The following is a 23,963-nucleotide window of genomic DNA, read 5'->3' as shown; positions in this document are numbered from 1 at the left end:
TCTACATTAGAATCCTTATAATTAGCTCTCTGTGATTTTCAACCTCTTTTCATTTTTTAGTGGTGCTAAAGATCACATATTGTTTTAATCCTCCCCGGATATATAACCGGGTAAGCCCTTTCTTACCCGGTATTTTTTTCAGAAAACGACTTCAAAATAACGTATCGCCTAATGCTTTCCTTCTTACAGCGCTGCCTTAGCTCACTACTAATTGGATTGGTAAATATCTACCGATACCTTATCAGCCCTGTTATAGGCCCTCGTTGTCGTTTTCATCCAACCTGCTCAAGCTACATGATTGAGGCAATTAAACTCCACGGGCCTTTTAAAGGCGTATGGCTAGGATTGAGACGACTTAGCAAATGCCACCCGTACAACGACGGTGGTTATGACCCTGTTCCTATGCCTAAAAGTTGCTGTGACCATCACGCTGAGCAAGATTCATCCTCCAGTAAATAACAGCTTTTTCTTATAAACCTGATTAACAGCACTATATTTTATTGTTGAAACAGAGCTTTTTGATTAGGTATCAGTAAGTTATTTCCTTTGACACCTTTCAGCGAAGCATCTATAGGGTTTAAGATAAGAATCTAACCCCTAAGAATAAGCTGGATATTATGTTCACACCGCTGTCAGTTATTCTGTACGTTACCGTTTACATGGGCATCCTATTTGCTATCGCGCAGCTGGTAGAAAAGAGGATTAAAAATAAGGGTGAGCAGAGCGCAGGAAATCCCTGGATTTATGCCCTCTCGCTAGCGGTTTACCATACCTCTTGGACCTTCTATGGCAGTGTTGGGTTTGCTTCTAATTCGGGGCTGCTCTTTTTCAGTATCTACGGAGGGGCATTAATTGGTATCTGTTTCTGGTGGTATTCACTCAGACGGATGGTACAAGCCAAAGAAACCTTCCGCATTACCAGTATTGCCGACTTTATCTCCACCCGTTATAACCGCTCTCAAAAGATCGCAGCCCTCGTTACTATCATCGCTTTAATCGGCATAGTTCCTTATATATCCCTGCAGTTAAAAGCGATTATCAGCTCTTTCTCAATCATCACCGATACCCCACAGACAGGCTCTGCATTTGATCTATCGGGCTGGATGGTGACGATCTTCATGATCTGTTTCACCATTATCTTTGGGGTCAGACGCTTGGATCCAACTGAACGCCATCAAGGCATGATCGCGGCTTTAGTTGCCGAATGTATCGTTAAAATTATTGCCTTTATCGCCGTTGGTTTCTTTGTAACTTACACACTTTTTGATGGCTTCGGCGATATATACAGTCGCATACAAACCGCTGGTTTAGAGCACCTAGTAAGTATGAACCACGGTGAAAACAGCGGTGTAATGTGGATCACTCTACTGATCTTAAGCTTCGCTGCGATTCATACACTACCGCGCCAGTTCCATGTCTCAGTAGTTGAGAACTCCAACAAAAACCACATAAAGACCGCTATGTGGCTCTTCCCTGCTTATATGATAGGTATCAACATCTTTGTCGTACCTATCGCAGCAGCAGGATTATTAATGGGAATGCCCGCCGAAAGCGCAGACTTCTTCGTGCTTCTTTTGCCACAACAAGCTGGCAGTGAAAGCCTTACAATCTTAGCCTTTATAGGTGGTTTTTCTGCAGCGACGGGTATGATCATCATCACAACGATGACGCTTTCAACCATGGCATCTAACCATCTTATTTTGCCGACCTTAGAGAGGATCCCTGCGCTACAGCCATTACGTAGCTACCTTCTTCAGCTTCGCTGGGTGATGGTGTCTTTGATTCTTCTCGGCAGCCTCTGGTTTGCAAAAGAGTTTGCAGATTCCTACATTCTTGCAGCTATCGGCCTTCTCTCTTTCGTGGCGGTTCTACAGTTTGCACCAGCCCTGTTTGGCGGCATGTTCTGGAAGAAAGGTAATAGCCTTGGCGCCTTCTTGGGGTTACTCACCGGTTTTATTATCTGGACCTACTGTCTACTCATTCCAACCTTCATTAAACATGGCTGGTTTACAGAGGCACTGTTAGTTCAAGGCCCTTGGAATATTACTGCACTGCGCCCAGAAGCGTTGTTTGGCTTAGACGGTCTGCACCCTGTAAGCCACGCAGTGTTCTGGTCACTTATCTTTAATATTGGCAGCTACATTATTGGCTCAATTATCTTTAGCCCTAATAAAAGCGAAAGAAATCTAACCACTGAATTTATCAGTGCGATGAACGCCTCCCATTCGCGTCGCGCAAGGCCTACAGGGTTAGATGCCTATATTTCACTGCAACCGAAACTGGAAGAAGCGCATAGCCTACTCTCAAACTATCTGCATGAAGATAAAGCTGAGCAAGAGGTCCGAACCATTGCTGAAGACCTCCAGGTTATCGATAAACTGCAGATCACCATTATAGAGCTAGTAGAGTTCCATCGTATGGTGGAGCACGTTCTAGCCGGCTCTATAGGTGCAGCCAGTGCCCATAAAGCGATTGAGAATACGATCCGCTATAACAGTCGCGAAGAAGCTGATCTCAAAGCGCTCTATAGCCATATAGTCACTGAGCTACAATCGACCGAGAAAGACAGCGCTGCTGGTAGCGACGACAGTCACTCCGGTTATGGCTTAATCGAAGACCTACAAACCCAGATCGATGATTTGGAAGATCAGCTCGCAACGCAGCAAAAAACAATCAGCAACATGGAAGTGAAGTTGGAAGCGCGTTACGAAGAGATCTTTAAATATCGTCTCGAGGCGCAAAAGTCTAAACAGGATAATGCTCAATTAAGAAACGAACTTAAGAAGATACTCCGAGATCGATCAGACGGTGGTTACTCTTCTGAAGCTGAGCAGTCCGAGTAAAGCTACAAACTAGAAAAGAAGATAGATAAAAAAGAGCCTGATAAATCAGGCTCTTTTTGTAGAAGGAGAAAAGAGAAGCTTACGCTTGCTCTTCTTTGTGAAGATGTACATCCATCTGAGGGAAAGGAATGCTAATACCTTCCTCGTCAAAACGTAGTTTCACAGTTTCAGTTGTATCCCATAGCACTGCCCAGTAATCAGCAGAGTTTACCCAAGGGCGAACAACAAAGTTCACGCTGCTATCAGCTAGCTCAGATACAGCAACAACTGGTGCAGGATCTTTCAAAATACGCTCATCTGCAGCGATGATCTCGTTCAGGATCTCTTTCGCTTTACGCAGATCATCGTCATAACCAATACCAAACACCATATCTACACGACGCGTATCGCGAGCAGAGTAGTTTGTGATTACACCGCTGTAAATTGAACCGTTAGGAATGATTACTTCGCGGTTATCGCCAGTACGCATGATTGTGTTGAAGATCTGAATATGCTCAACAACACCTGCAACACCCGCCGCTTCTACGAAGTCGCCTTCACGGAATGGCTTGAAGATGACAAGCATTACGCCCGCAGCAAAGTTCTTCAGGGAATCCTGTAGAGATAGACCGATCGCCAGACCAGCAGCACCCAAGAGTGCGATTAGCGATGTTGTATCAACTCCTAGCTGGTTTAGAGAGGCAACAATTACGATCAGTAGTAACGCTACATTCGCAATTGAGGAGACAAAGTTTACCAACATGTCTTCAACTTTGGCTTTGCGTAGTACGCGCTCAAGCAGTTTGGTTACCTGCTTTACGACCCAACGACCAATGAAGAAGATAGCCAGTGCAAGCGCAATATCCACAATCCATGGAAATACGTAAGCATCAAAGAAGTTATCCATTAAGGTTCCCCTGAGAAAGATCTTAAAAAAAGTGAACGAATTTAATCAAAACGAATCTGAACAACAGCCAAACAGGCTGCTGAGGCTGTCTCGCTTCCGGGTATTCTGCACTATTTATTCTAAATTAGAAAAATGAAATCAGAATAACTCCAAAAACAACCTGTTAAGCAACCAGTTTAATCCGTACAATATGCCAAATTCTAGCGTTCAAACAAATGTATCAATGAAAAAGTTATTACTGACTTCTCTCCTACTATTTTCTGTATCTGCTCAAGCGGAAAAAGGTCATATTGCAGACGATGCAATGGTCTACGTTCATAACGGCCCAAGTAATGAGTATCGAATCATTACTCGTATCAAAAGTGGCTCCCCTGTCACTATCTTAAAACGAGACCCTAAGACTAAATACGCTCAGATCCGTATGCCTCAAGGCCGTATTGGTTGGGTAGAACCTTCTGCGATTGATTCTGGCGATAGTATGTCAGTTCGCTTGCCTAAGCTTCAAAGCAGCTTAGAGAAAAGCCAAACAACCGTGACAGAGCAAGCTCAGCAGATCGAAACGCTTCAGCAAGAATCTGCTTCGCTAAAGAAAGACAATCAAACGCTGACTGCAGAAGTTGAACAATTAAAAGCATCCATTAAAGATCTGAACTTTAAGATCGAATCAAGCGATGAAAGCAATCTGATGCGCTGGTTTACACACGGCGGCCTAGTAGCGCTAGGTGGTGTATTCCTCGGTTTGATCCTTCCTTACTTCCCTAAACGTAAAAAGCGTAAGGATGAGTGGTTCTGATCACTTCAGCTCATACACAAAAAAACCGGAGTTAGAACTCCGGTTTTTTATTGTTTAAAAAGGACTTCAATCAATAAAAAAATCTTAATTTATCGATCATTCCCCTTGACATTAATTACAGCCCTGTAACTTTACACGCAATAGCTGATTGGCCACTCAAAAACAACTTTTCCCATAGAAATAAGGCTAAAAACTCTTTCAAATCATACATATAAACCATTGGTTATTTTTTAACCAATCCGTTAATCGCAAGGTTTTATCTACCTTTAACGAAGTTCGATAAGAGTTGTTTACAAGGTTATCCACAAAGATTGGGGAAAAACCTTCCATCCCCCGAAATCACTCCTTTTCAGCTAAATTTGTGCAGCGCAAAATAGTATTCACAACATATATTAATCACCTTAAAGTCCTACAAAAAACCATACCTTCTCTCGTATAGCATTCTTTAAGATGTTCCATAAAAAGAACCAATCGATTAGATAAACATATCTAATTGGGATCAATCAGCCGCCTCTGTTTCAATTAACACATCACTTAAACGGAGGAAGACAAATGAAACGTATTACTATTTTTGGTCGTGAAGGTTGTGGTTTTTGTTCCCGCGCAAAACAGATTTGTGAAATTAAACAGCTTGATTACCGTTATATCGATATACATCAGGAAGGCATCAGCAAAGCAGATCTGGAGCAAACAGTGGGCAAACCAGTAACTACCGTGCCTCAAGTATTCTGCGGCCAAGAACATATTGGTGGTTTCACTGAGCTAGAAGCATATTTAAACGCCCAAGGGGTTTAAATTATTTCCTGATGCCCATATAACTGTTTAGATAGCAGGCTAGGACTAAGATTTTTTCCATATTAGCCGCTAAATAATGATAAGCCTGTTTATTGAGTTATACTGCTAGACAGTTGTACTGGTCTTTCACCAGTTAGGAGTGAGTTATGATGACATTTGCTACATTGGTTGCCATCGCAGCAGGCGTAGTTTTCTTGTATTCCTTAGGAAACAGCACGCCACATGTACAACCTATTCGTATTGAGAATGAGCAACACCCACAGCATCCAGCGCGTCGTCGCCGTTAATCCATTACCGCTGTGATATGTATAAGAGCCTGACTTGGGTACAACACCTGATCAGGCTTTATTTTTATCTACCGCCCCATAACCTCACAGCTAAACCACCCGATCTTTCCGTTTTCCGCTCTGTAGAAGCAAATAAGGCCGCTTTAGTCGCATATAGGTGCAAGGTTTTACGTGCTCGGGTAATCCCCGTATACAAAAGCTCTCGCGTCAGCAAAGGACTGTCGTCCGGCGGTAAAATAAACGCGACCGTATCAAACTCAGAACCTTGGCTTTTATGTACAGTCATCGCAAACACAGTCTGATGCTCAGGCAAGCGACTTGGCAGCACACTACGTAGCTCGCCATCCAATTCAAACCACACTTTGAGCTTTCCGCTATCATCGGCTAGCACAATCCCGATATCACCATTAAACAATTTCAGTGCAGGATCATTACGGGTGATCATAATCGGTCGTCCAGCAAACCAAGTATCAGAGCCTTTGATATAGCCCCTGCTGCGCAGTTCTTTTTGAATACGTTCATTCAGACCGGCAACGCCATAGACTCCTTCACGCCGCGCGCACAGCAGCTGAAATTCACCTAATCGATCCAATAAGTATTTGGGTGAAGCCTCAGGATTAACATGACTAAACAGTTCACTGTAAAAAGCAACAACCAGATTGATCATCTCTTCGTAACTGTCACGAGACAGGTAATGATTATTAAGATCTTCAAACCCCTTAGCCATCACCCTCTTAACATGCTCAACGCTTCCAGAGTTAACGGCTTTCGCCATATAACCGATGCCACTTTTATCATCAAAGCGATAGCTTTTACGTAGAAGCGCCAAACAATCTGAAAAAGATTGAACTGAACCGGACGATTGGGCCTGAGGAAATGCACCTAACTGGGTTAATACCTGTTGTTGATTAGCACTGTAATCCAATTCTCCCTGCCAACTACAGATATCGCCTAAGACATTCCCCGCTTCTACCGACGCTAGCTGATCTCTATCTCCAAGCAATATTAATCGTGCGTGATCAGGCAGCGCATCCAATAGACGCGCCATCATCGGTAGATCAACCATCGATGCCTCATCCAATACCAACAGGTCTAAGTGCAACGGGTTATCCCCATGATGACGAAAACCTATCTGGTTCGGAATCACACCCAATAAACGATGAAGTGTGCTGGCTTCCGAAGGCACCAGATCAGCAAGCTCGGCAGGTAATGCTAATTTCAGTTTTGCCGAATTTATCGATTCAGCTAGACGCGCTGCAGCCTTACCCGTAGGTGCAGCTAAGCGGATATTGATATCTAAGCTCTTAGCCTGCATCTGTTGAATATACAGAACCAACAGTTTAATAACCGTTGTGGTTTTACCTGTACCCGGACCACCGCTAATTACCGAGAAACGTTTTTGAATAGCAACCGCAGCAGCTACCTTCTGCCAGTCGATCTCTTCGTTTTGTTTAGGGAAAAGTTGCGCAAGATGATCGCCCAGCAAAGGTAGATCCACATCAACAGGCACAGTACGTTGGCTTAACTGCTTAGCGACTTGGATCTCATATTGCCAATATCGATGAAGATAGAAGCGCCCCTGATCTAAAACCAGTAGCCCACTTTCTAGCGATCCATTAGTCCCCAGCATCAACAAACGAGCGTCAGGTTTTAGTGCCTTCCAATCGATAGACTCGACTAAAGCCACTATCTCTTCAGACCAATAGCCTTTTGGTGAGATCAACCTCTCTAAAGGCAGACACACGTTACCCGAGGCCAACTCAAAGCTAACCAAAGCGGCAAGTAGCGGTAATGCTGAATCATCAGGCTTTTGTTCAGCAACGAACGCTGCAAGTTGATAATCGACAGAACGAATGATCCCTTCTTGCGACCACTGTTTCAGCTGGGGTAGGTATGCATTAGACATCAACAACCTCCCCGGCAAACATTAGATCCAACTTCTCAATCAATTCGATATCCGGTTTATCATGGAACACCCCATTGGAGCTTTCACCGTCCATCCCACGGAGGAACAAGTAATAAACGCCGCCGAAATGTCGTTCATAATCGTAATCAGGTATACGTTGCTTCAGTAATCGATGCACCGCGAGGGTATAGAGCAGATATTGCAGATCGTAACGATGATCAATCATCGATTCTTGTATCGCCTCTTGGGTGTAACAGGAAGCCTCATAACCTAGGTGGTTAGATTTGTAATCCAAGACATAGTACTTCTCGCCATCTCGGAAGAGCAGATCAATAAAGCCTTTTAACAAGCCTCTTAAAGGCTCAAAAGAGAGCGGTTTAGCCTTAGCCGCTAAAGGATCGTAGCGACGAATCAAAGACTCTAAACGCCCTACCGTGATGTGTTCTGCACTGAGCATAAATTCCATCTCCACCAACCGGTCTTCATCTTTGATCTGGTTTAAGCGCAGTCCATGTCCATTAAGATCTGTTGCTAGAACATCTTCTATCAGCTTTTCGATCACAAGCTGCCAACGCTCTTCGTAGCCTGCTACCTGTAGCTGATCTTGAAGTTGAGTGCGGTACTCATCCGATTCCAGCATGATCTGCTGATATCGTGCGAAGCTGATCTCTTCAAAGACGCTATGCAGGAAGGTGCCGGCATTGGCGCCTCTTGGGAAGGTAAAGATATTATCTTCGTCAGGTATAACGTCTTCGACCTGTTCCTGCCCTTCCGCAGCCACTTCCAGATCCAACCCTGGAAGTTCAGGTATATGACTAGCCTGATGTTTACTCAGCGCAGAGTAACTACTGACACGCCAATCACGATCAATTTTACGCTCAAAATCTCGAGCTTCTAGATGAGCAGTTTGCTCTTCCTCAACGGCAAATAGATCTTTCTGAGAGCCGTAATTTGGCGGCGCTAATACTTGGATAGCAGCATGCTGTTCGAGTATTTGCAAAGCTTCATCCAACTCAATCCCCGATTGCAGAAGAAGATACCCCAAGGCGCTATCGATCAATCGGGACTTTTTACTATTACCGATCTTGATATGACTGATACCGATATAGCAGTTATAAACTGCACGGGTTAGCGCTACATAGAGTAGACGTAGCTCCTCAGCCAGTCGTTCTTTATCCGCTTCTTCCAGTGCTTCCGGTTCAGCTTTAAGGTCTAAAACAGCTTCGCCTGATTCATCATGATAAAAAGCACTTTTCTGCTCTTTAAAACGGCAAGCAAAAGGCAAGAAGACGACTGGATATTCCAAACCCTTAGATTTATGCACGGTCACAATAGTTACCAGATTTCGCTCGCTTTCTAAGCGTAAAATCTGCTCGTCACCACCACCTGAAGGCTGAGAAATCTGTTCGTTAAACCAACGGATCAATCCAGCTATACCTTCTCTTTCAGCGCTCGCTTGTTGCAGAAGTTCTGCCAGATGCAGCATGTTTGTTAAACGACGCTCTCCGGAAACCTGCTCAAGCGTCATTGCAGCTAGATTACGTTGATGAATCAGTCGGCTTAACATTGGCAACACACCTAACCGGAGCCATATTTCACGATAATCACTAAATTCAGTGATCACCTTCTCCCAACCTAATTCATCGTGATTCAGTCGATCAAGATCATGCATATCAAGCTGCATAAACTCTGTTGCTAATGCAGCTTTCAGCGCACGATCATTCAACGGGTTTTCAATTGCCGTTAACAGCAAAGAGAGTTCGATCGCTTCTTTAGATTTAAAAACGGAATCTTTGTTACTCAAGTAAACACAAGGGTGCTCATAGACAGCTAAAGCCCTGCGAATCTCTTCTGCTTCAAAACGATCTCGAACCAGCACGGCGATATCAGAGCCTTGTAGTTTTCGATCTCCGATCAGCGTATCACTAGACAATAAGCGATCTATTTCTGAAGCCGTAGCTTGAGCATAAGTCGCTAAATATTGCGCATTATTTAGGGGCTCATCACTTTCTTGATGCCACAAGGTTAATGCGGGAGGTTCGACGTTTTGAATCTTTAAGCGCTTACCACCCTTATCTGCTGCTTTAACGGGGATAAATGGAATATCTTCATCATAGATAAAAGCAGAATCAGCCGATTGGAAAAGATGATTTACCCCTTCAACCATCGGCGTGGTCGAACGCCAGTTAGTCTCTAAGGTAAAGGTCTGCGGCACTTGGCGACGGGCCTGAATATAAGTAAAGATGTCGGCACCACGAAAGGCATAGATCGCCTGTTTCGGGTCACCGATCATGATCAAGGCATGTCGATTTACATCTTTGTACAGCGTTGAAAAGATGCCGTACTGCAGTGGGTCAGTATCTTGGAACTCATCAATCATTGCGACCGGAAACTGATCACAAATAGCACCGGCCAAGCTCTCACCACTGTTGCTGTATAACGCTTGATGCAGGTCGATCAGCAAGTCATCAAAGGTTTGCACCTGATACTGCTTTTTAGCACGGGCTAAACGGAGCCGAACCTCTTTCAATGCGCGACTCAGCAGTATCTCTTTAACCGGAACTGCCCCTTCTAACAGGGTTTCTAACTGCTCAAACAGATAATGCTGCGGATATTCAGCACCTTCTGGCGTCTTCTCCTGCAACACTGAAGAGGTAAATTTCTGCAGTGTTGTAACCAGCTTTTTATTCGGCTCCAGTTGTTCTGATGCCGCATAATCATCGATCTGGGCAATCCATTTCGGTAGATTTGCTTTGGTATAGCTGCGCTTGTTTATCCCTGAACTTTGAACCAGCGCAACCAGGTCATCTTCATTCTGTAGCCATGCTTGCTTGAACTCATTCAGCGCTTCTAACCTTGCCTCATAAGCCTCAGCCAGATCCTGATCAGATAAGTCTGGCGTTACCCGAACACTGCGGCTCAATAAACCGCGTATTTCCATCATCAGTGATTCAGGGCTAGACCAATACTGCATCACCAAGCTACTGAGCGGACCTGATAATGGATAGATGGTATTGCGCCAGAAATCGATCGCTGCACTGCGAATCAGGCTCTGATCGTCTTGGGTCAGTTCACTCTCAAATAACGAACCGCTTTCAAACGCATGCTGTTTTAGCATCCGCTGACAGAAACCATGGATGGTAAAAATCGCCGCTTCATCCATCTGCCGAATTGCTTGTTCTAGCAGTTTGATCGCCTGTTCATGATCCGCTGTATTTTGCTTTAGCTGATCTAAAAACGGATCACTAACATCTGGTAACAGAAAAGCATTTCGCGCATCGACTATTCGACTGCGGATACGGTCTCGAAGCTCCTCTGTCGCAGCCTCGGTAAAGGTCACAACTAAGATCTGATCAGGTCCTAACGGCTTATCACTGATATCCCCTTGGCCTAACAACAAACGCAGATACAAGGCTGTGATCGTGTAGGTCTTACCGGTACCAGCACTGGCTTCTATGAGCTGCTGTCCTTTCAGAGGAAAAGTAAACGGCTCTAGCGGAAGTACACTAGTCATCTTTCCCCTCCTCTACATACGCTAGTAGCGGCTCGTACACTGCTTCTGCCAAAGGAATAAATTGCTCGGTGTATTGATTAAAATCGGGAAATGCCCGACGCGCATAAGGGTCGTCTAAAACCCCGATACTAAAACTGTCTCCGTAGAAGCGTTTTTCTAAGCTTTGCAAAGCCTTATCAGGATCTTTAGCTCGTTGCGCAAAATAATCATGGGCTAATGAAGCGTCAAACGCTTGTGGCATCGTCATCCCCTGCTGATAAAACGCCACCAGCTCGGTTAAAAAGCGACGCGCTTCTGAAGATTCAACTTGGCGATAGAATGCCTTACCAGACAAACCGCGGTATACCGCGTTTTTGCGAACTCCTAGTGCACACAGAACTAGATGCTCAACCCAGGTCGATAAGCGATCCCGGGCATTGACTTGCGCCGGTCTATAACGCAACAGATGATCCGGATAGCAATGATCAATCCAACCTTGTAAACGCACACCATCCAGATCCAAATTTACTTCAACTCGCTCAGGGGTACCTTCACATAGAGGTCGGATCTTCTCAGCAAGCTCTTCGCAGTCATGACGTATTTTTTGCAGTGTTAACTCACCCGCCTGAGCGACCGGAAGAATACCCTCGGCCAATACCGTTTGATCCAGTTGATCAAGCGACTGCTCTGCCAACGCCGTATCCAGATAACGCTGTTTAATCAGATAAGATTCCAAGTTATCCAGCGCGAACGGCTCTTCGTCCTGCGCTTCGATCTCGCTTTGACTGAAATACACTTTCAACCGCTGATTAAAGAAGCTACGGCATGGGCTTTTCAAAAAGCGAATCAAATCAGAGAGTTCTAATTCGGCTAGCGTTTCGTTTTCCAACGGCTGATTGATAAATTGCAGCAGAGGCTTAGTATCAGCCCCAGCAGCTGGTAACCATTGAGCGGCATAACTAAACAACTGCGAGTGCTCAGCAAAGTACTGCGGGCTAAAAGCAACTAACGGATGCTGCTGGATCAACGACTGCCTCAGCTTTTGCCCACTATCCGTATACGGAAGAGTCGCATCGGCAGCATAGGTATAACCCTGTTCGATGTAATCGAGCAGTTCACTGACCAAGACCGAAGGTATTTTAGGGTTGTTATCGCGAATAGAGCGTCCGACAAAACTGATATAAAGCTGTTCTTGAGCCGAAAGCATCGCCTCCAAGAATAGATAACGGTCATCATCTCTACGGGAACGATCACCTCTGCGCGGGTAGTCGGTCATCAAATCAAAACCAACCGGAGGGATACTCCGCGGGTACGCGCCATCATTCATGCCAAGCAGACAAACCACCTTAAACGGGATCGAACGCATCGGCATCAAGGTACAGAAGTTAACCGCACCAATCATAAAGCGTTGGGATGAGCGCTGCTGGTTCATCCCGTTCAACAGATAATCGGTAATTACTAAAGAGGATAACGGCTGATTAAATTCAGCATCTGATAGCTGTTCTTGCAGATTTTGTAGCGTCTGACGAATTGAGTTCAAAGCGATCTCATCTTGCTCATCGGCAAGATAAAACGCTTCCAACAATTGGTTAATGACCGCAACCCATTCATCTAAACAGAGCGACTGGCTGAAGTAGGTTTTCGCTTCTTCCAACAGATCAATAAAATCAGCAAGTTTGCCAAGTAATTCAGCTTCAAGTCCTTCCACTTCAGTGTATGGCGCTATCTCTTGCCAATACGCCGTTTGTTCGCCTAATGCATAACCTGCGAGCATACGGCGCAAACCAAAGCGCCAACTGTTTTGCTCAAACAGCGGCAGTTCCCAGACACTGCGTTGTTCAGCATCCAGACCCCAGCGTATATTAACTTGATCAACCCAGTAACGAAGACGTAGGAAGCTATCATCATCCAAACCAAATCGACGCAAGATCGCAGGTACTTCGAGTAACTCTAAAACATCAGATACGGTAAAGCGGCTGCTATTTAGCTTCAGTACTTTTTCAAAGCTAAGTAATAGAGGATTCTCCTGACGATTACTGCGATCCGATATAGAAAATGGAATATAACGCTCAGAAGGTGCATTGGAGAATACCGCCTCGATATAAGGCGCGTAAGCCGCTACATCCGGCATCATCACAATAATATCGCGAGGTTTGAGTTCTGGATCTTCCTCAAATTTAGCTAACAGCTGATCATGTAAAACCTCGATTTCACGCAGCGGGCTATGGCAGCTATGCAACACTATCGAGCGGTCTTGCTCATCAACGCTATGCTTTGTTTCGCTATGACTTGGATCTTCAGGGAATGAGGTTGGATTATCTAAATCCAAAATATCCTGCTGAATGCTGTTCAACAAACAGTGCCTTTCCGGTTCAGCAAAAGCATCGATCTCTTCAAACGCGTTATCTTGTAGTTGATAGATGTAATCACGCCCCAACTTACCCATAGACGCCAAAAGCGGGTTGCCTTGGGCATACTCGCTCATCTCTAGTTCGGGTTTGCCAAACCAGCGACGGTTTACTCGCGCGATCTGAGCAGCATCTAGAATGTCACCCCAGTAGTAGCGACAAGGGTTCATAATCATCAGGTGCACATCAACTTGTTCACCTAAGGCTTGTAGCGCTTGGATATAATTTTGCGGTAGCGCTGAAATACCAAAGACAAACAGGCGTGGCGGTAACTGTTTCAGGTTAGAGCGTTGACGAAGCAGCTTTACAAAATCGCCAAACATATTGGCCCTATGCCAATGAGATTGATCTAAGGACAGAGTGTAATCGGTCAATGCTCGCCATAGGACTGGCTGCCAGCTATGACGGGCAGCGGCTAGATTTCCGCCTTGTTCCCAATCAGCGATCCAATCGGGACGATACACCAAATATTGGTCGAAGATATCAGCAATTTTATTGCACAACTGGTAGAGGCGGTAATCCTCTTCATCGTCTGCCAAATAGGTTTGCAGCGGATGGAATTCAGGTTGGGTCAGCAGATCGGGTAATACCAACATCAACTTCCAAGCCATCGCCTCTTTGGTAAAGGCAGAGCGCTCGGGAACATCATCTAAAACATTAGAGAAGCTTTTCCATAAAAACGATGCCGGCAGAGGAAAATCGATGGATGCTGCGATCCCGGATGCCTGTGCTAACTCGAGTTTGAGCCACTGCGCCATACCTGGGCTTTGCACCAGAATTTGCTCAGAGATAAAGGGGTCCGCGATTGGGTCGCGCCGAATTAATTCAACTAAGAGATCCTTAAGGACCAATATCGAATTGGAGTGATAAACCTGAAACATCCGTGCCCTGATGCAGTAAAAATTGCTCACCAACGAGGGTTGGTAATTAGAGCTATCTACTTTACTGAACTGGACTTTTAATGTCAGTTACTAATTATTGTGGAACGCTGAGATTAACTCGAATAAACAAGGTAGTAGAACAGCCATCAACCACTACTGTGAGGGTTATCTTCTTCAGCTGGTGCAGGCAAACTTGCAAAGCCTTCTTCCTCGGACCAATAGTCTCGGCCCTGCTCTACTCGAACAACCCCTTTAAAGCGTTGTTTCAAATAGTCGACCGCTTCTGGCAAGGTGTCTAAATCACACAAAATTACGCCACCACGATCATTGTCTGTAGAAAAAAGAAAACTCTTCATACTGCCTCCAAGTTACGGAGGCAGATGATTACATAGAGAAGCGGTTGTGAAAAGCTAAACTGTGACAATACAGTTTTTACCCTGCTCTTTTGCTTTATACAGCGCATTATCTGCACGTTGCATCAAGCTTTGTACACTATCACCGACGGTATAAGCGGTTACACCTATGCTGACACTACAACGAATGGTTTCACCATCAGGCAAGATAAATTGATAGTTCTGTAAACTTTCTCGCACCCTTTCTGCCACCGTTTCAGCGCCATCAACATCGGTTGATGGCAACAAGATTGCAAATTCTTCACCACCATAGCGATAACCACTATCTAAGGTTCGTAGGGAAGAGCGAACCAAAGCACCGAAGGTTTCGAGCACTTTATCGCCCATCAAATGGCCATGAGAGTCATTGAGTTTTTTGAAATCATCTAGATCGAAAAAGCATAAAGTAAAACCATGATGGTAACGGCGGGCAGTTTCCAACGCATTTTCCATCTGGTCATAGAAATGACGAGAATTATGAAGACCGGTCAAGCTGTCTGTGATACTCAGCTCTTTATATATCCGTTCTCGCTCAAGCAGCTCAAATTCAGCTTTTTTACGCCCACTAATATTTTGGAATGTCTCGATCGCACCGATCAACTCACCGTTGGAATCGACAATACTGGAAGCTGTAAATTGCAGCCATTCACCATCGACACCACAGTCAGGGAAGAAATCTTCGGCTTCATAAGCACCCTCGATCAACTCAGAGCGCTGACACTTATTCATATAATAGTGCTTAACGTCTTCATCCTTACCACCTTCAAGGATCAAGTCAGCCAGACAAGGACGTGCAGAGGAATAAAACGGCCTCCACTGATCTTTAGTACCGATCATCTCCTCTCTGCTAAGACCACTTATAGCCTCAAGAGCAGAGTTCCAATAAATAATGGTGTGATCTTTATCAAGTACAAAAGTTGGTAAGACAATGCGATCAAACACTTGAATAAGCATGGATTGATCTGTCATATCAACGATTGCCATGGGCGGGATACCTGCTTGAGGAACTGCGTTTTCCTTCATAAATCTTACTGCGCCTAACCATCTTTCTAAAACAAACAGTCGAAGGTATTACCAATATTTTAATTGGTAATACCACTACTCTATATCCTTAAGTAATTTAAATATAGTCAACAATCTGATTTTATGAAGGAATATTAAAAAACAAATTAAAACAAGAAGCTGGATCAATAATGGAAGTGGTTGTTGGTATGAATTTGCAATATAGACTTCGGAAAGAGTTACTCTACTCTTTCCCAAAAACTTACGGGCTCACACTGCTCAAATAGCTGTCCTTGCCTGAAACATAAGGTATTCCCCGGATTTATAGTAATAGCTTCGTCGCCCAACAAAGACTGAGAAGCGACAATAACACCAGTCACAAGATCCTCTGAAGAAAGCTCTAGATCCACCCCATAATTCAAACAAAGCTCTCTAAATGAAAAGCTCTGGTAAGCCAAAGGTTCAAGGTCAGTTTCGTTACCAGAATAGGCAAAAAGCAACTCACCATCCCAATGAATAAAATGGTGACCGCTTAATCGATTTAAGCGTCCGGCATAATCAGCGATTAAAGCTAATTTCATCTCAGCATCCGGTCGCCCTTCGCTCCATAGCTTACGCATCCGCTCCTGCAACAAGCTAAACGCTCGCTCTTGAGGGCTACAGCTTAGTGGCCACTGATCTCCCACAGGAAAGCGATCACCATCTTCGATGCCGGGTAACTCCCCTACTTGGGAAAACAAACAGGGTAAGCCACGCTGCGCCCTTGAATAAGGTTGAATCTCAACGGCCTCAAGGGGGAGTTCAGGATAAAACGCAGCAGACCATACCTCTGTTTCTTCGGGGTTTTCTGCAAGATAATCTGCAAGCCCCAACGCCCTGTTATTATCCATAGCAGTGAATCGTTGTAAGTTAGATTCACATACAGTAGTGATGCCTAAAGCCTCTATTTCAGGGAGATTGGTCAATCTCACTTTAACTGGCGATGAGGTCACGATAGATAAAAATTGTGGCGACTTCATATTCCTTCCTTAGGTAGCAGCCACAGGCTCAGAATGAGAGCGGCCTATATAGAAAATAACTGCTACTGCCCAAAGGATCAAAGGTAAAACAATCCAATTCATCGCCTGCCAGCCCAATACAGCCTCCATCCAACCCGCAGACATTGCGGAAACTGTCACCATACTAAACACTAAAAACTCATTCGCCGCTTGAGATTTAGCTTTCTCTGCAGGTCTATAAGTTGTGGTAACCAGTTGAGTTGCTCCGATAAACATAAAGTTCCAGCCAATTCCTAAACACACCAATGCAGTCCAAAAATGCCATTCAGATACGCCCATCAAGTTAATGCCGATGCAGGCCAACATAAATACGGCGCCGGCATACATAACAGGATTAAGGCCAAATCGTGCGATCAAACTGCCGGTAAAGAACGACGGTACAAACATACCTAACACATGCCACTCGATAACATGAGCCGCTTGAGCAAAGGTAAAACCACAACGGGCCATCGCCAAAGGCGTTGCTGTCATCAGTAGGTTCATCACCACATAACCCACCATTGCAACAACAACGGCGACGATAAAGGTGGGTTGCCTAACAATCGTTAACAACGGACGTGCTTTGTCAGTTTCTTCAGCAGCCACTTCTTTGGGAATATGAGTAAAAAACAGCAAACACAGTGCAATAACGTAAAGGCCTAATAATCCAACAAAAGCACCAGCAAACTCCGCTTCGCCTAGCAAATCCTGACTATAGATAGCCAACTGCGGCCCAATCACCGCAGCCACAACACCACCGGCCATAACTAAGGAGATTGCTTTACTTTTCGACTGATCATCGCAAACCTCTACCGCCGCAAATCGGTACAAAGTACCAAAGCCAATGCCTATACCCAAAAGGAAAGTACCAAACGAGAATAGAAAGAACTGCTCTCCTTGCAGAGCAAGAATGCACAATGCCGCACCCAATATGCCGATCGAATTCCCTAAGTAGAATCCATTTTTTCGGCCTATACGGCGCATAATCAGAGAGGCAGGAATCGTCGCAAGCATCAACCCGATAAACTGAGTCGCCACCGGAAATGTAGTCATGGAAGGACTCGCCGCGAGGTTCTGACCGATCAAAGCTACTACCGAGACTAAAAGTATGTTTCCGGTCGTTAATAAGGCTTGGCAACCGGAGAGCAAGAAAACATTCAGATTCATGAATTAATATCCTTTGATACTTGATCACAAGTTACAGAACCAAAACGATCCCGATACTCACTTGGGTTAATACCTAAACGGCGAATAAACACTCTACGAAGATTGTCAGCGGATACTAGTCCACTCTGCTCAGCTACTCGTTGTAGATTCAATGCGCCGCTTTCTAATAGCTGCCGAGCCAAACTTAAGCGGCTGCTTTCGATATAAGTGGCTGGCGATTGCGCAAACTCACTTTTAAACAGACGAAACAGATGCCGCTCACTGACACAACAATGCTCGGCCAATATTGCGAGATTAAGCTCTGCATTTAGATGCTGTTCGATATAAGCAACTGCCTTAGCAACAGGCCCTGTGGTTTTTAATTGAGCTTCTAGCTGAGTGCTAAATTGTGCCTGACCACCGGGGCGTTTCATAAACACCACCAACTCTCGTGCAACCGCCATCGCGATCTCATGACCTAAGTCCTCCTCAACAAGGGCTAAGGCCAGATCAATGCCAGAAGTCACACCTGCGGAGGTATACAGATCCCCCTGTTTAATCCAGATCGCATCGGAGTTAACCCGCGTATCGGGGAACTCTTCGGCTAACAAATCACAACATTGCCAGTGAGATACCGCCTCTTTATCCGCTAACAATCCGGCTTCTGCCAAAAGGAAAGCACCACTGCAAACAGAGCCAATTCGTCGAACAGTTTTAGCCTGCTCCTGTATCCAGTTAATCAGCTCCTGATTTTTCCGCTGTAGATCTACTCCACGTCCACCTGCAAACAGCAACGTATCTATATCCGTAGCATCGAAATAGCACTGATCGGGAACCAAGCGCATCCCCGAATTGGTCACTATAGGCTCTTGCGATAACCCAAGAATTTTAATCTGGTAGAAATCTTGCCCTAATGCCCGATTAGCCGATGCAAATACCTGCAATGGCCCGGTCACATCTAGAATCTGGCAATCAGCGTAGCCAAGAACGGCGATTGTTTTCACGTAATACTCCCACGGCGATTAAACCTGAGTTTTTAACCTGTGATAGCAGTATTACGCGAAACCGAAATGTCATCAATGACACATATCCGACAATTTCGGACATGCATCATTAAGCAATAGATAGATTAGAGAGAAAGAACGTCGATCTTCTGCGGATTAAACGTCTGTACCGCCTCTTCTGTCGGCGCGTTATCCGGACGCATAGAAGTGTCACTGTTTGGATCAATACCGTGAGGGAAGCCGTGCTTCAAGCCCTTAAAGTCGAACAGTTCAGTATCAGCCAAGTGTGATGGCACAACATGCTGCAACGAACGGAACATGGTTTCGATACGACCTGGGAAGTTCTTATCCCAAGTTTGCAGCATCTCTTTGATCACCTGACGTTGCAGGTTCTCCTGAGAACCACACAAGTTACAAGGGATGATTGGGAAGCCACGTAGCTCGGCAAAGGCAGCGATATCTTTTTCGCGCGCATAAGCTAACGGACGGATAACCATGTTCTTACCATCATCCGAAACCAATTTTGGTGGCATCGATTTCAACTTACCGCCATAGAACATGTTCAGGAACAACGTCTCTAAAATATCGTCACGGTGATGACCTAGTGCAATTTTGTTCGCACCGATCTCTTCAGCAAAACCGTACAGAGAACCACGACGTAAACGAGAGCAAAGTGCACAGGTCGTTTTACCTTCAGGCACCACTTCTTTAACAACGGAATAAGTATCACGCTCTAAGATATGGAAAGGTACACCGATCGATTCCAAATATGCAGGCAAAACATGCTCAGGGAAGCCCGGCTGTTTCTGATCCAGATTCACCGCCACCAGTTCAAAATTGATTGGGGCACTGCGCTGCAGATTCATCAGGATATCAAGCATCGCATAGGAATCTTTACCGCCAGAAAGGCAGACCATAACCTTGTCGCCATCTTCGATCATATTGAAGTCTTCAATCGCGCGACCCATCTCACGGCGCAGACGCTTCTGCAGCTTGTTCATACGGGTTTTCTGCTTCTTCTGCTCTGCTGCAGCTTCGGCGTCAGTTAGTTGAGGATCTTCAATGGATGAGGTGTTGCTAGTAGTCATGGTCTTCAGCTCTATTTCGGAGCGCAGATTATACACTAGATGATCTTAAGAAGTCCTACACCTTGACGCTTGCTCGGCTAAGAAGCGGTGATACACTAAACTGAACTTTCAACGGTAAATGGATTCTTTGGAGCAAGTAATGCTTAAGCTGATCAAAAGACTGGTTTTCTCGGCAACCCTGCTAGCGAGCAGCACCGTTTTTGCTAACCCTATTCTATCTTTTGAGATGGAGGGGGATTTTGATATAAACCACACGGAGATCAGCCAAGCTCTAGAAGAGAGCCGCTTTTATGTCATCTTCGAGCCCAATATTGGCCGCTCTTTGACTCACTACAAAGACCGCTGGGGTGCTGATTACAACAAACACGGTTATGAAGAGATTCGCAGCTTAGTCTTCTGTAATCCTTGGTACGCCAACCATGTGATTAACAAAGACCCAGATATGGGCGCACTCTGCCCTCTTTCTATCACCCTGCAACACAAAAACGAGACAACCTATATCAAGTTCTTACGCCCAAGTCAGATCAATCCAGAAAGTCCAGCTCAGGATCTTCTGATTGAACTTGAAGGGGATATTGTTAAAGCGCTGAAATCCGTTATCGAGCAATAAATACTCGTAAGATTAAGGCTGAACCCAATTGATCTCTTGAGCAGTTTTTTCGCCAACTAAAACCTGCTCAAGACTCTCAGGCATCTCTGCTGTGGTCGACGTCCGTGGAATTCGACCACCCATCACCTCCGCATAAGCTTGCGGCAATAATGGCTCTAGTTCAGGGTCTGCATAACCATCTGGCCAGATCGGCTGGTTATTGCTGAGATCGTATTTATCGGTCGCCCCTAAGGTGTGCAGTACTTCATGTATAGTCACAAAGTTATTCTGTGCTTGATAATCGACACTAGCAAAACCATTCACCACACCAATCATCCCTTTCTGCAAACCTAAGGAATGCTCCAGTACTTGATAAGTCTTAGGCGAATGCAGCTTCAAATAGACTTTGATATCAGGCGCTGAGCCAGTCCAACTATCGTTTTGCCAAGCCCAATAACGCAGCTTTAAACTCCATAAAACACTATCTAACATACTCGGGTTATGTGGCGGTTTTGGAGGGTGCTCAGTCAAAGGGGGAGCAAGATAAACTTCGAGCGGTGTTTCGAGGGGCAGATCATAATGACGCGCTTCCCGCGCCATAAAATGCTCGATATCGTCGAAATGGCCTTCTAATAAGGCATCCACATAGAGTTGGGTATCAGCGCCTTGATCGGCATTAATCGGATAGATCACCACCCAAAGCGGCCGATCCCAATCGGTTGAGCGTAGCTGCGATAGCCAAGCATTCATCGCCACCACGATTAACGCAAGGGTCAGAATAATTAAACGTAGCCGACCCCATGTACTTCGTTGCGATTTAGCCACTAATCCCACGAACGGCCCCTCCAATTAATCCCTTAAATCACACCAACAATAATCAGATATCGGATCGCTTTTCCCAAAGTGATCATCAGTACACTAAGCCAAAAATTGGTTTTTAACCAGCCAGCAACCAAACAAAGCGGATCACCGATCAACGGTACCCATGACATTAGCAAAGCCACAGGGCCATATTGAGTAAGCCATCGTTGCGCTTGCTGTTGTCTAGGTGATGATAGTGCGCGTAGAGGATAGTAATGGGCAATTCCCCAGCCCATTAAGAAAGTCACAATACCGCCCAAGGCATTGCCCGCGGTCACTGCAGCCCAAAGGCTCCAAGGATCATGAACATCTTGAGAGAGTTGCCAAGCCAGAAGAACTTCAGAACCGCCGGGTAACAACGTAGCCGATATAAAACCACTGATGAATAAAGCTGAGAGACTCAGATCTTCGCTCACGCGGATTCCAGCCCAGCCTTAATACAACGAAGAACCCCCACTTCATAGACGCCAGCCAAGGCTTCATGTACAGGCTTTAACGCTTGGCCAAACTCCTGCTGACACTCCAGCATCACCTGCTCGATATGACTGAACTCTTTCTCAGGAAGATCGACCACATCCTGAACCGCCAACTCTCCTTTTTGGATCGCTTGGGCTAAGTGACCGTAGATCGCATTAACCGATAGATGCTGTTGCCTAGAGACTTGATCAACCGTCATGCCACTGCGATAAAGCACAACTGATTCCATCGCCTGAGTCGCGACATTATCGGCTTTGTGCTGATCCTCAAACTCTTCAATCGCCTGAATAAAATCAGCGCCGTAAAGGTCTAGCTTCCGCTCACCCACACCGTTCAGACGTTTGAACTGATCTGAAGTTTGCGGGCGATACATCACCATTTCCATCAACGTTGCATCGTGGAAGATTACATAAGGCGGCACATCCTGCTCATCAGACAAGCGTTTTCGCACCGCTTTAAGCTCATTCCACAGCGCATAATCTTCTGCTTCCAGCTGACTCTGCGGTACTTGGTTCTTACGATAAGGCGTATGCTGACGCTGATCTTTACGCAGTTGGATTTTGGTTTCACCACGCAAAAGCGGACGGCACTTATCGGTTAAGTGCAAAACACCGTGCTGATCGACATTCACACCCAGCAACCCACGAGCCACCAGCTGACGGAAAACAGAGCGCCACTGGTTTTTATCCAGTTCTTTGCCTATACCCCAAGTGGAAAGCTTTTCATGGGCGAAGTTTTTTGTTTTCTCATTCGATTTCCCCATCAGGATATCGACCACATGATTCACACCAAAGCTCTGGCCAGAGCGGTAAACAGCCGATAAGGCTTTGCGTGCCGCTTCAGTTCCGTCCCAAACAGGAACAGGCTCTAAACAGGTATCGCAGTTGCCGCATGGCTGATGATCTTTCTCACCAAAGTAACTTAAAAGCACCTGACGTCGGCAAGTCGTGATCTCACACAATCCAAGCATCGCTTCTAGTTTCTGGCGCTCAACCACCTTCTGTTCCGCTGGCGCTTGCGAGCCTTCCAACATCTGGCGCAGGAACATCACATCCTGCAAGCCATAAACCATCCAGGCATCGGCAGGTAAACCATCACGGCCTGCACGGCCAGTTTCCTGATAATAGGCTTCAATGCTTTTTGGCAGATCTAAGTGAGCCACATAGCGCACGTTGGGTTTATCAATACCCATACCAAACGCAACAGTTGCGACCATGATGATATTCTCTTCAGTCAAAAAGCGATGCTGATTATGACTTCGAAGGTCTGCCGCAAGTCCCGCATGATAAGGCAAGGCATTAAAGCCCTGCTCACATAACCAAGCAGCAGTATCTTCTACTCGTTTGCGAGAAAGGCAGTAAACGATACCGGAGTCTTTCGGGTGCTCATCTTTAAGAAACTTTAACAGCTGCTTTTTAGCGCTGTCTTTTTGCCCGATACGATAACGAATATTCGGGCGGTCAAAACCTTGGATAAATTCGGCAGGATTGGTCAGCGCCAAGCGCTCAACAATCTCTTGCTGAGTACGCTCATCCGCAGTTGCCGTCAACGCAATACGCGGTACACCAGCAAATAACTGAGCCAACTGGCTTAACTGCAAATATTCTGGTCTAAAATCATGTCCCCACTGGGATACACAGTGCGCTTCATCGATGGCAAAGAGTGCAATTTGGCAGGACTGAAGCAGAGAGAGCGTGCGCGGCTGAAGTAATCGTTCCGGCGCAATGTAGAGTAGATCAAAGCCACCGGATCTTAACTGATGCTCGGTTTCATTGATCAAAGAGAAATCCATGCTCGAATTCAAGCACCCAGCACGAATACCCCATTGAGATAACGCAGTAACCTGATCCTGCATCAACGCGATCAGCGGCGAGATAACAATAGCCGTGCCCTGCCTCATCAATGCAGGCAGCTGATAACAGAGTGATTTACCACCACCTGTAGGCACAACCACCAAGGCATCTTGGCCATTTACCAGGGTACCTATAACTTCGGCTTGGGGCTCTCGGAACTGATCGTAACCGAAAACCTCTTTGAGGATCTGTAACGCGCTTGAATTCATGGCTGGATTATCC

The 23,963-nt window shown here is 45.5% G+C and carries 19 protein-coding genes; 6 read left to right on the top strand and 13 right to left on the bottom strand.

Going from position 1 to position 23,963, the window contains the following annotated elements:
- Positions 1 to 171: 171 nt before the first annotated feature.
- Entirely contained in the window at positions 172 to 459 is a 288-nt protein-coding gene (gene yidD, locus ACMXYU_RS05845) for a membrane protein insertion efficiency factor YidD (RefSeq protein WP_415900658.1), read from the top strand.
- A gap of 158 nt (positions 460 to 617) precedes the next feature.
- A complete protein-coding gene (locus tag ACMXYU_RS05840) occupies positions 618 to 2,843 on the top strand; it encodes a hypothetical protein (protein WP_415900656.1) in 2,226 nt (741 codons plus the stop codon).
- Positions 2,844 to 2,922: 79 nt separating this feature from the next.
- Here the strand turns inward: ACMXYU_RS05840 and ACMXYU_RS05835 are convergent, their stop codons facing one another.
- Positions 2,923 to 3,729 (bottom strand): mechanosensitive ion channel family protein, encoded by an 807-nt coding sequence (locus tag ACMXYU_RS05835; protein ID WP_415900654.1) that lies wholly within the window; start codon positions 3,727 to 3,729, stop codon positions 2,923 to 2,925.
- Positions 3,730 to 3,952: 223 nt separating this feature from the next.
- Here ACMXYU_RS05835 and ACMXYU_RS05830 point away from each other — a divergent pair, with 223 nt between their 5' ends.
- The 3 genes from ACMXYU_RS05830 to ACMXYU_RS05820 all read left to right on the top strand — a co-directional run bounded on the left by ACMXYU_RS05830 (position 3,953) and on the right by ACMXYU_RS05820 (position 5,604).
- Positions 3,953 to 4,522, top strand: coding sequence for a TIGR04211 family SH3 domain-containing protein (locus ACMXYU_RS05830; RefSeq protein ID WP_415900652.1), 570 nt, complete (start codon positions 3,953 to 3,955; stop codon positions 4,520 to 4,522).
- A 552-nt stretch (positions 4,523 to 5,074) separates the two neighbouring features.
- On the top strand, positions 5,075 to 5,317 hold the full coding sequence (locus ACMXYU_RS05825) for a GrxA family glutaredoxin (RefSeq protein ID WP_415881706.1): 243 nt from the start codon (positions 5,075 to 5,077) through the stop codon (positions 5,315 to 5,317).
- A 146-nt stretch (positions 5,318 to 5,463) separates the two neighbouring features.
- On the top strand, positions 5,464 to 5,604 hold the full coding sequence (locus tag ACMXYU_RS05820) for a hypothetical protein (RefSeq protein ID WP_415900650.1): 141 nt from the start codon (positions 5,464 to 5,466) through the stop codon (positions 5,602 to 5,604).
- A 64-nt stretch (positions 5,605 to 5,668) separates the two neighbouring features.
- Here ACMXYU_RS05820 and recD read toward each other — a convergent pair whose 3' ends face one another.
- The 9 genes from recD to ttcA form a co-directional block, all read right to left on the bottom strand.
- The gene (gene recD / locus ACMXYU_RS05815) at positions 5,669 to 7,510 is read right to left on the bottom strand and encodes an exodeoxyribonuclease V subunit alpha (protein ID WP_415900648.1); all 1,842 of its coding nucleotides are present in this window, start codon (positions 7,508 to 7,510) and stop codon (positions 5,669 to 5,671) included.
- A complete protein-coding gene (gene recB, locus ACMXYU_RS05810; RefSeq protein ID WP_415900646.1) occupies positions 7,503 to 11,024 on the bottom strand; it encodes an exodeoxyribonuclease V subunit beta in 3,522 nt (1,173 codons plus the stop codon). The genes recD and recB overlap by 8 nt, the downstream gene beginning before the upstream one ends.
- Positions 11,017 to 14,292 (bottom strand): exodeoxyribonuclease V subunit gamma, encoded by a 3,276-nt coding sequence (gene recC, locus ACMXYU_RS05805; RefSeq protein WP_415900644.1) that lies wholly within the window; start codon positions 14,290 to 14,292, stop codon positions 11,017 to 11,019. Before recC ends, recB begins: the two co-directional genes overlap by 8 nt.
- Before the next feature lie 146 nt (positions 14,293 to 14,438).
- Positions 14,439 to 14,648 carry a hypothetical protein gene (locus ACMXYU_RS05800; protein ID WP_415900643.1) on the bottom strand — a complete coding sequence of 70 codons (210 nt, stop codon included), beginning with the start codon at positions 14,646 to 14,648 and terminating at the stop codon, positions 14,439 to 14,441.
- A gap of 54 nt (positions 14,649 to 14,702) precedes the next feature.
- A complete protein-coding gene (locus ACMXYU_RS05795) occupies positions 14,703 to 15,707 on the bottom strand; it encodes a diguanylate cyclase (protein WP_415885184.1) in 1,005 nt (334 codons plus the stop codon).
- Between the two features lie 218 nt (positions 15,708 to 15,925).
- A complete protein-coding gene (locus tag ACMXYU_RS05790) occupies positions 15,926 to 16,705 on the bottom strand; it encodes a class II glutamine amidotransferase (protein ID WP_415900641.1) in 780 nt (259 codons plus the stop codon).
- Between the two features lie 9 nt (positions 16,706 to 16,714).
- A complete protein-coding gene (locus ACMXYU_RS05785; protein WP_415900639.1) occupies positions 16,715 to 17,890 on the bottom strand; it encodes an MFS transporter in 1,176 nt (391 codons plus the stop codon).
- Positions 17,887 to 18,873 (bottom strand): GlxA family transcriptional regulator, encoded by a 987-nt coding sequence (locus tag ACMXYU_RS05780; RefSeq protein ID WP_415900637.1) that lies wholly within the window; start codon positions 18,871 to 18,873, stop codon positions 17,887 to 17,889. Before ACMXYU_RS05780 ends, ACMXYU_RS05785 begins: the two co-directional genes overlap by 4 nt.
- A gap of 125 nt (positions 18,874 to 18,998) precedes the next feature.
- The gene (ttcA, locus tag ACMXYU_RS05775; RefSeq protein ID WP_415898231.1) at positions 18,999 to 19,874 is read right to left on the bottom strand and encodes a tRNA 2-thiocytidine(32) synthetase TtcA; all 876 of its coding nucleotides are present in this window, start codon (positions 19,872 to 19,874) and stop codon (positions 18,999 to 19,001) included.
- A gap of 226 nt (positions 19,875 to 20,100) precedes the next feature.
- Between ttcA and ACMXYU_RS05770 the strand changes: the two genes are divergently transcribed.
- Positions 20,101 to 20,571, top strand: coding sequence for a DUF302 domain-containing protein (locus ACMXYU_RS05770; protein WP_415900635.1), 471 nt, complete (start codon positions 20,101 to 20,103; stop codon positions 20,569 to 20,571).
- 12 nt (positions 20,572 to 20,583) lie between these two features.
- On the opposite strand, the gene ACMXYU_RS05765 is transcribed toward ACMXYU_RS05770, so the two are convergent.
- Genes ACMXYU_RS05765 through recQ form a run of 3 tightly spaced genes read right to left on the bottom strand, consistent with a single transcriptional unit; the run spans position 20,584 to position 23,950 of the window.
- The gene (locus tag ACMXYU_RS05765; protein WP_415900633.1) at positions 20,584 to 21,384 is read right to left on the bottom strand and encodes a hypothetical protein; all 801 of its coding nucleotides are present in this window, start codon (positions 21,382 to 21,384) and stop codon (positions 20,584 to 20,586) included.
- 23 nt (positions 21,385 to 21,407) lie between these two features.
- Positions 21,408 to 21,827 carry a YqaA family protein gene (locus tag ACMXYU_RS05760; RefSeq protein ID WP_415900631.1) on the bottom strand — a complete coding sequence of 140 codons (420 nt, stop codon included), beginning with the start codon at positions 21,825 to 21,827 and terminating at the stop codon, positions 21,408 to 21,410.
- Positions 21,824 to 23,950, bottom strand: coding sequence for a DNA helicase RecQ (gene recQ, locus ACMXYU_RS05755; protein WP_415900629.1), 2,127 nt, complete (start codon positions 23,948 to 23,950; stop codon positions 21,824 to 21,826). Before recQ ends, ACMXYU_RS05760 begins: the two co-directional genes overlap by 4 nt.
- Between the last annotated feature and the right edge of the window lie 13 nt (positions 23,951 to 23,963).

Source organism: Neptuniibacter sp. QD48_11, assembly GCF_047778095.1.
In the GTDB taxonomy this organism is placed as follows: Bacteria; Pseudomonadota; Gammaproteobacteria; order Pseudomonadales; family Balneatricaceae; genus Neptuniibacter.
This window is presented reverse-complemented; position numbering and strand designations above follow the sequence as displayed.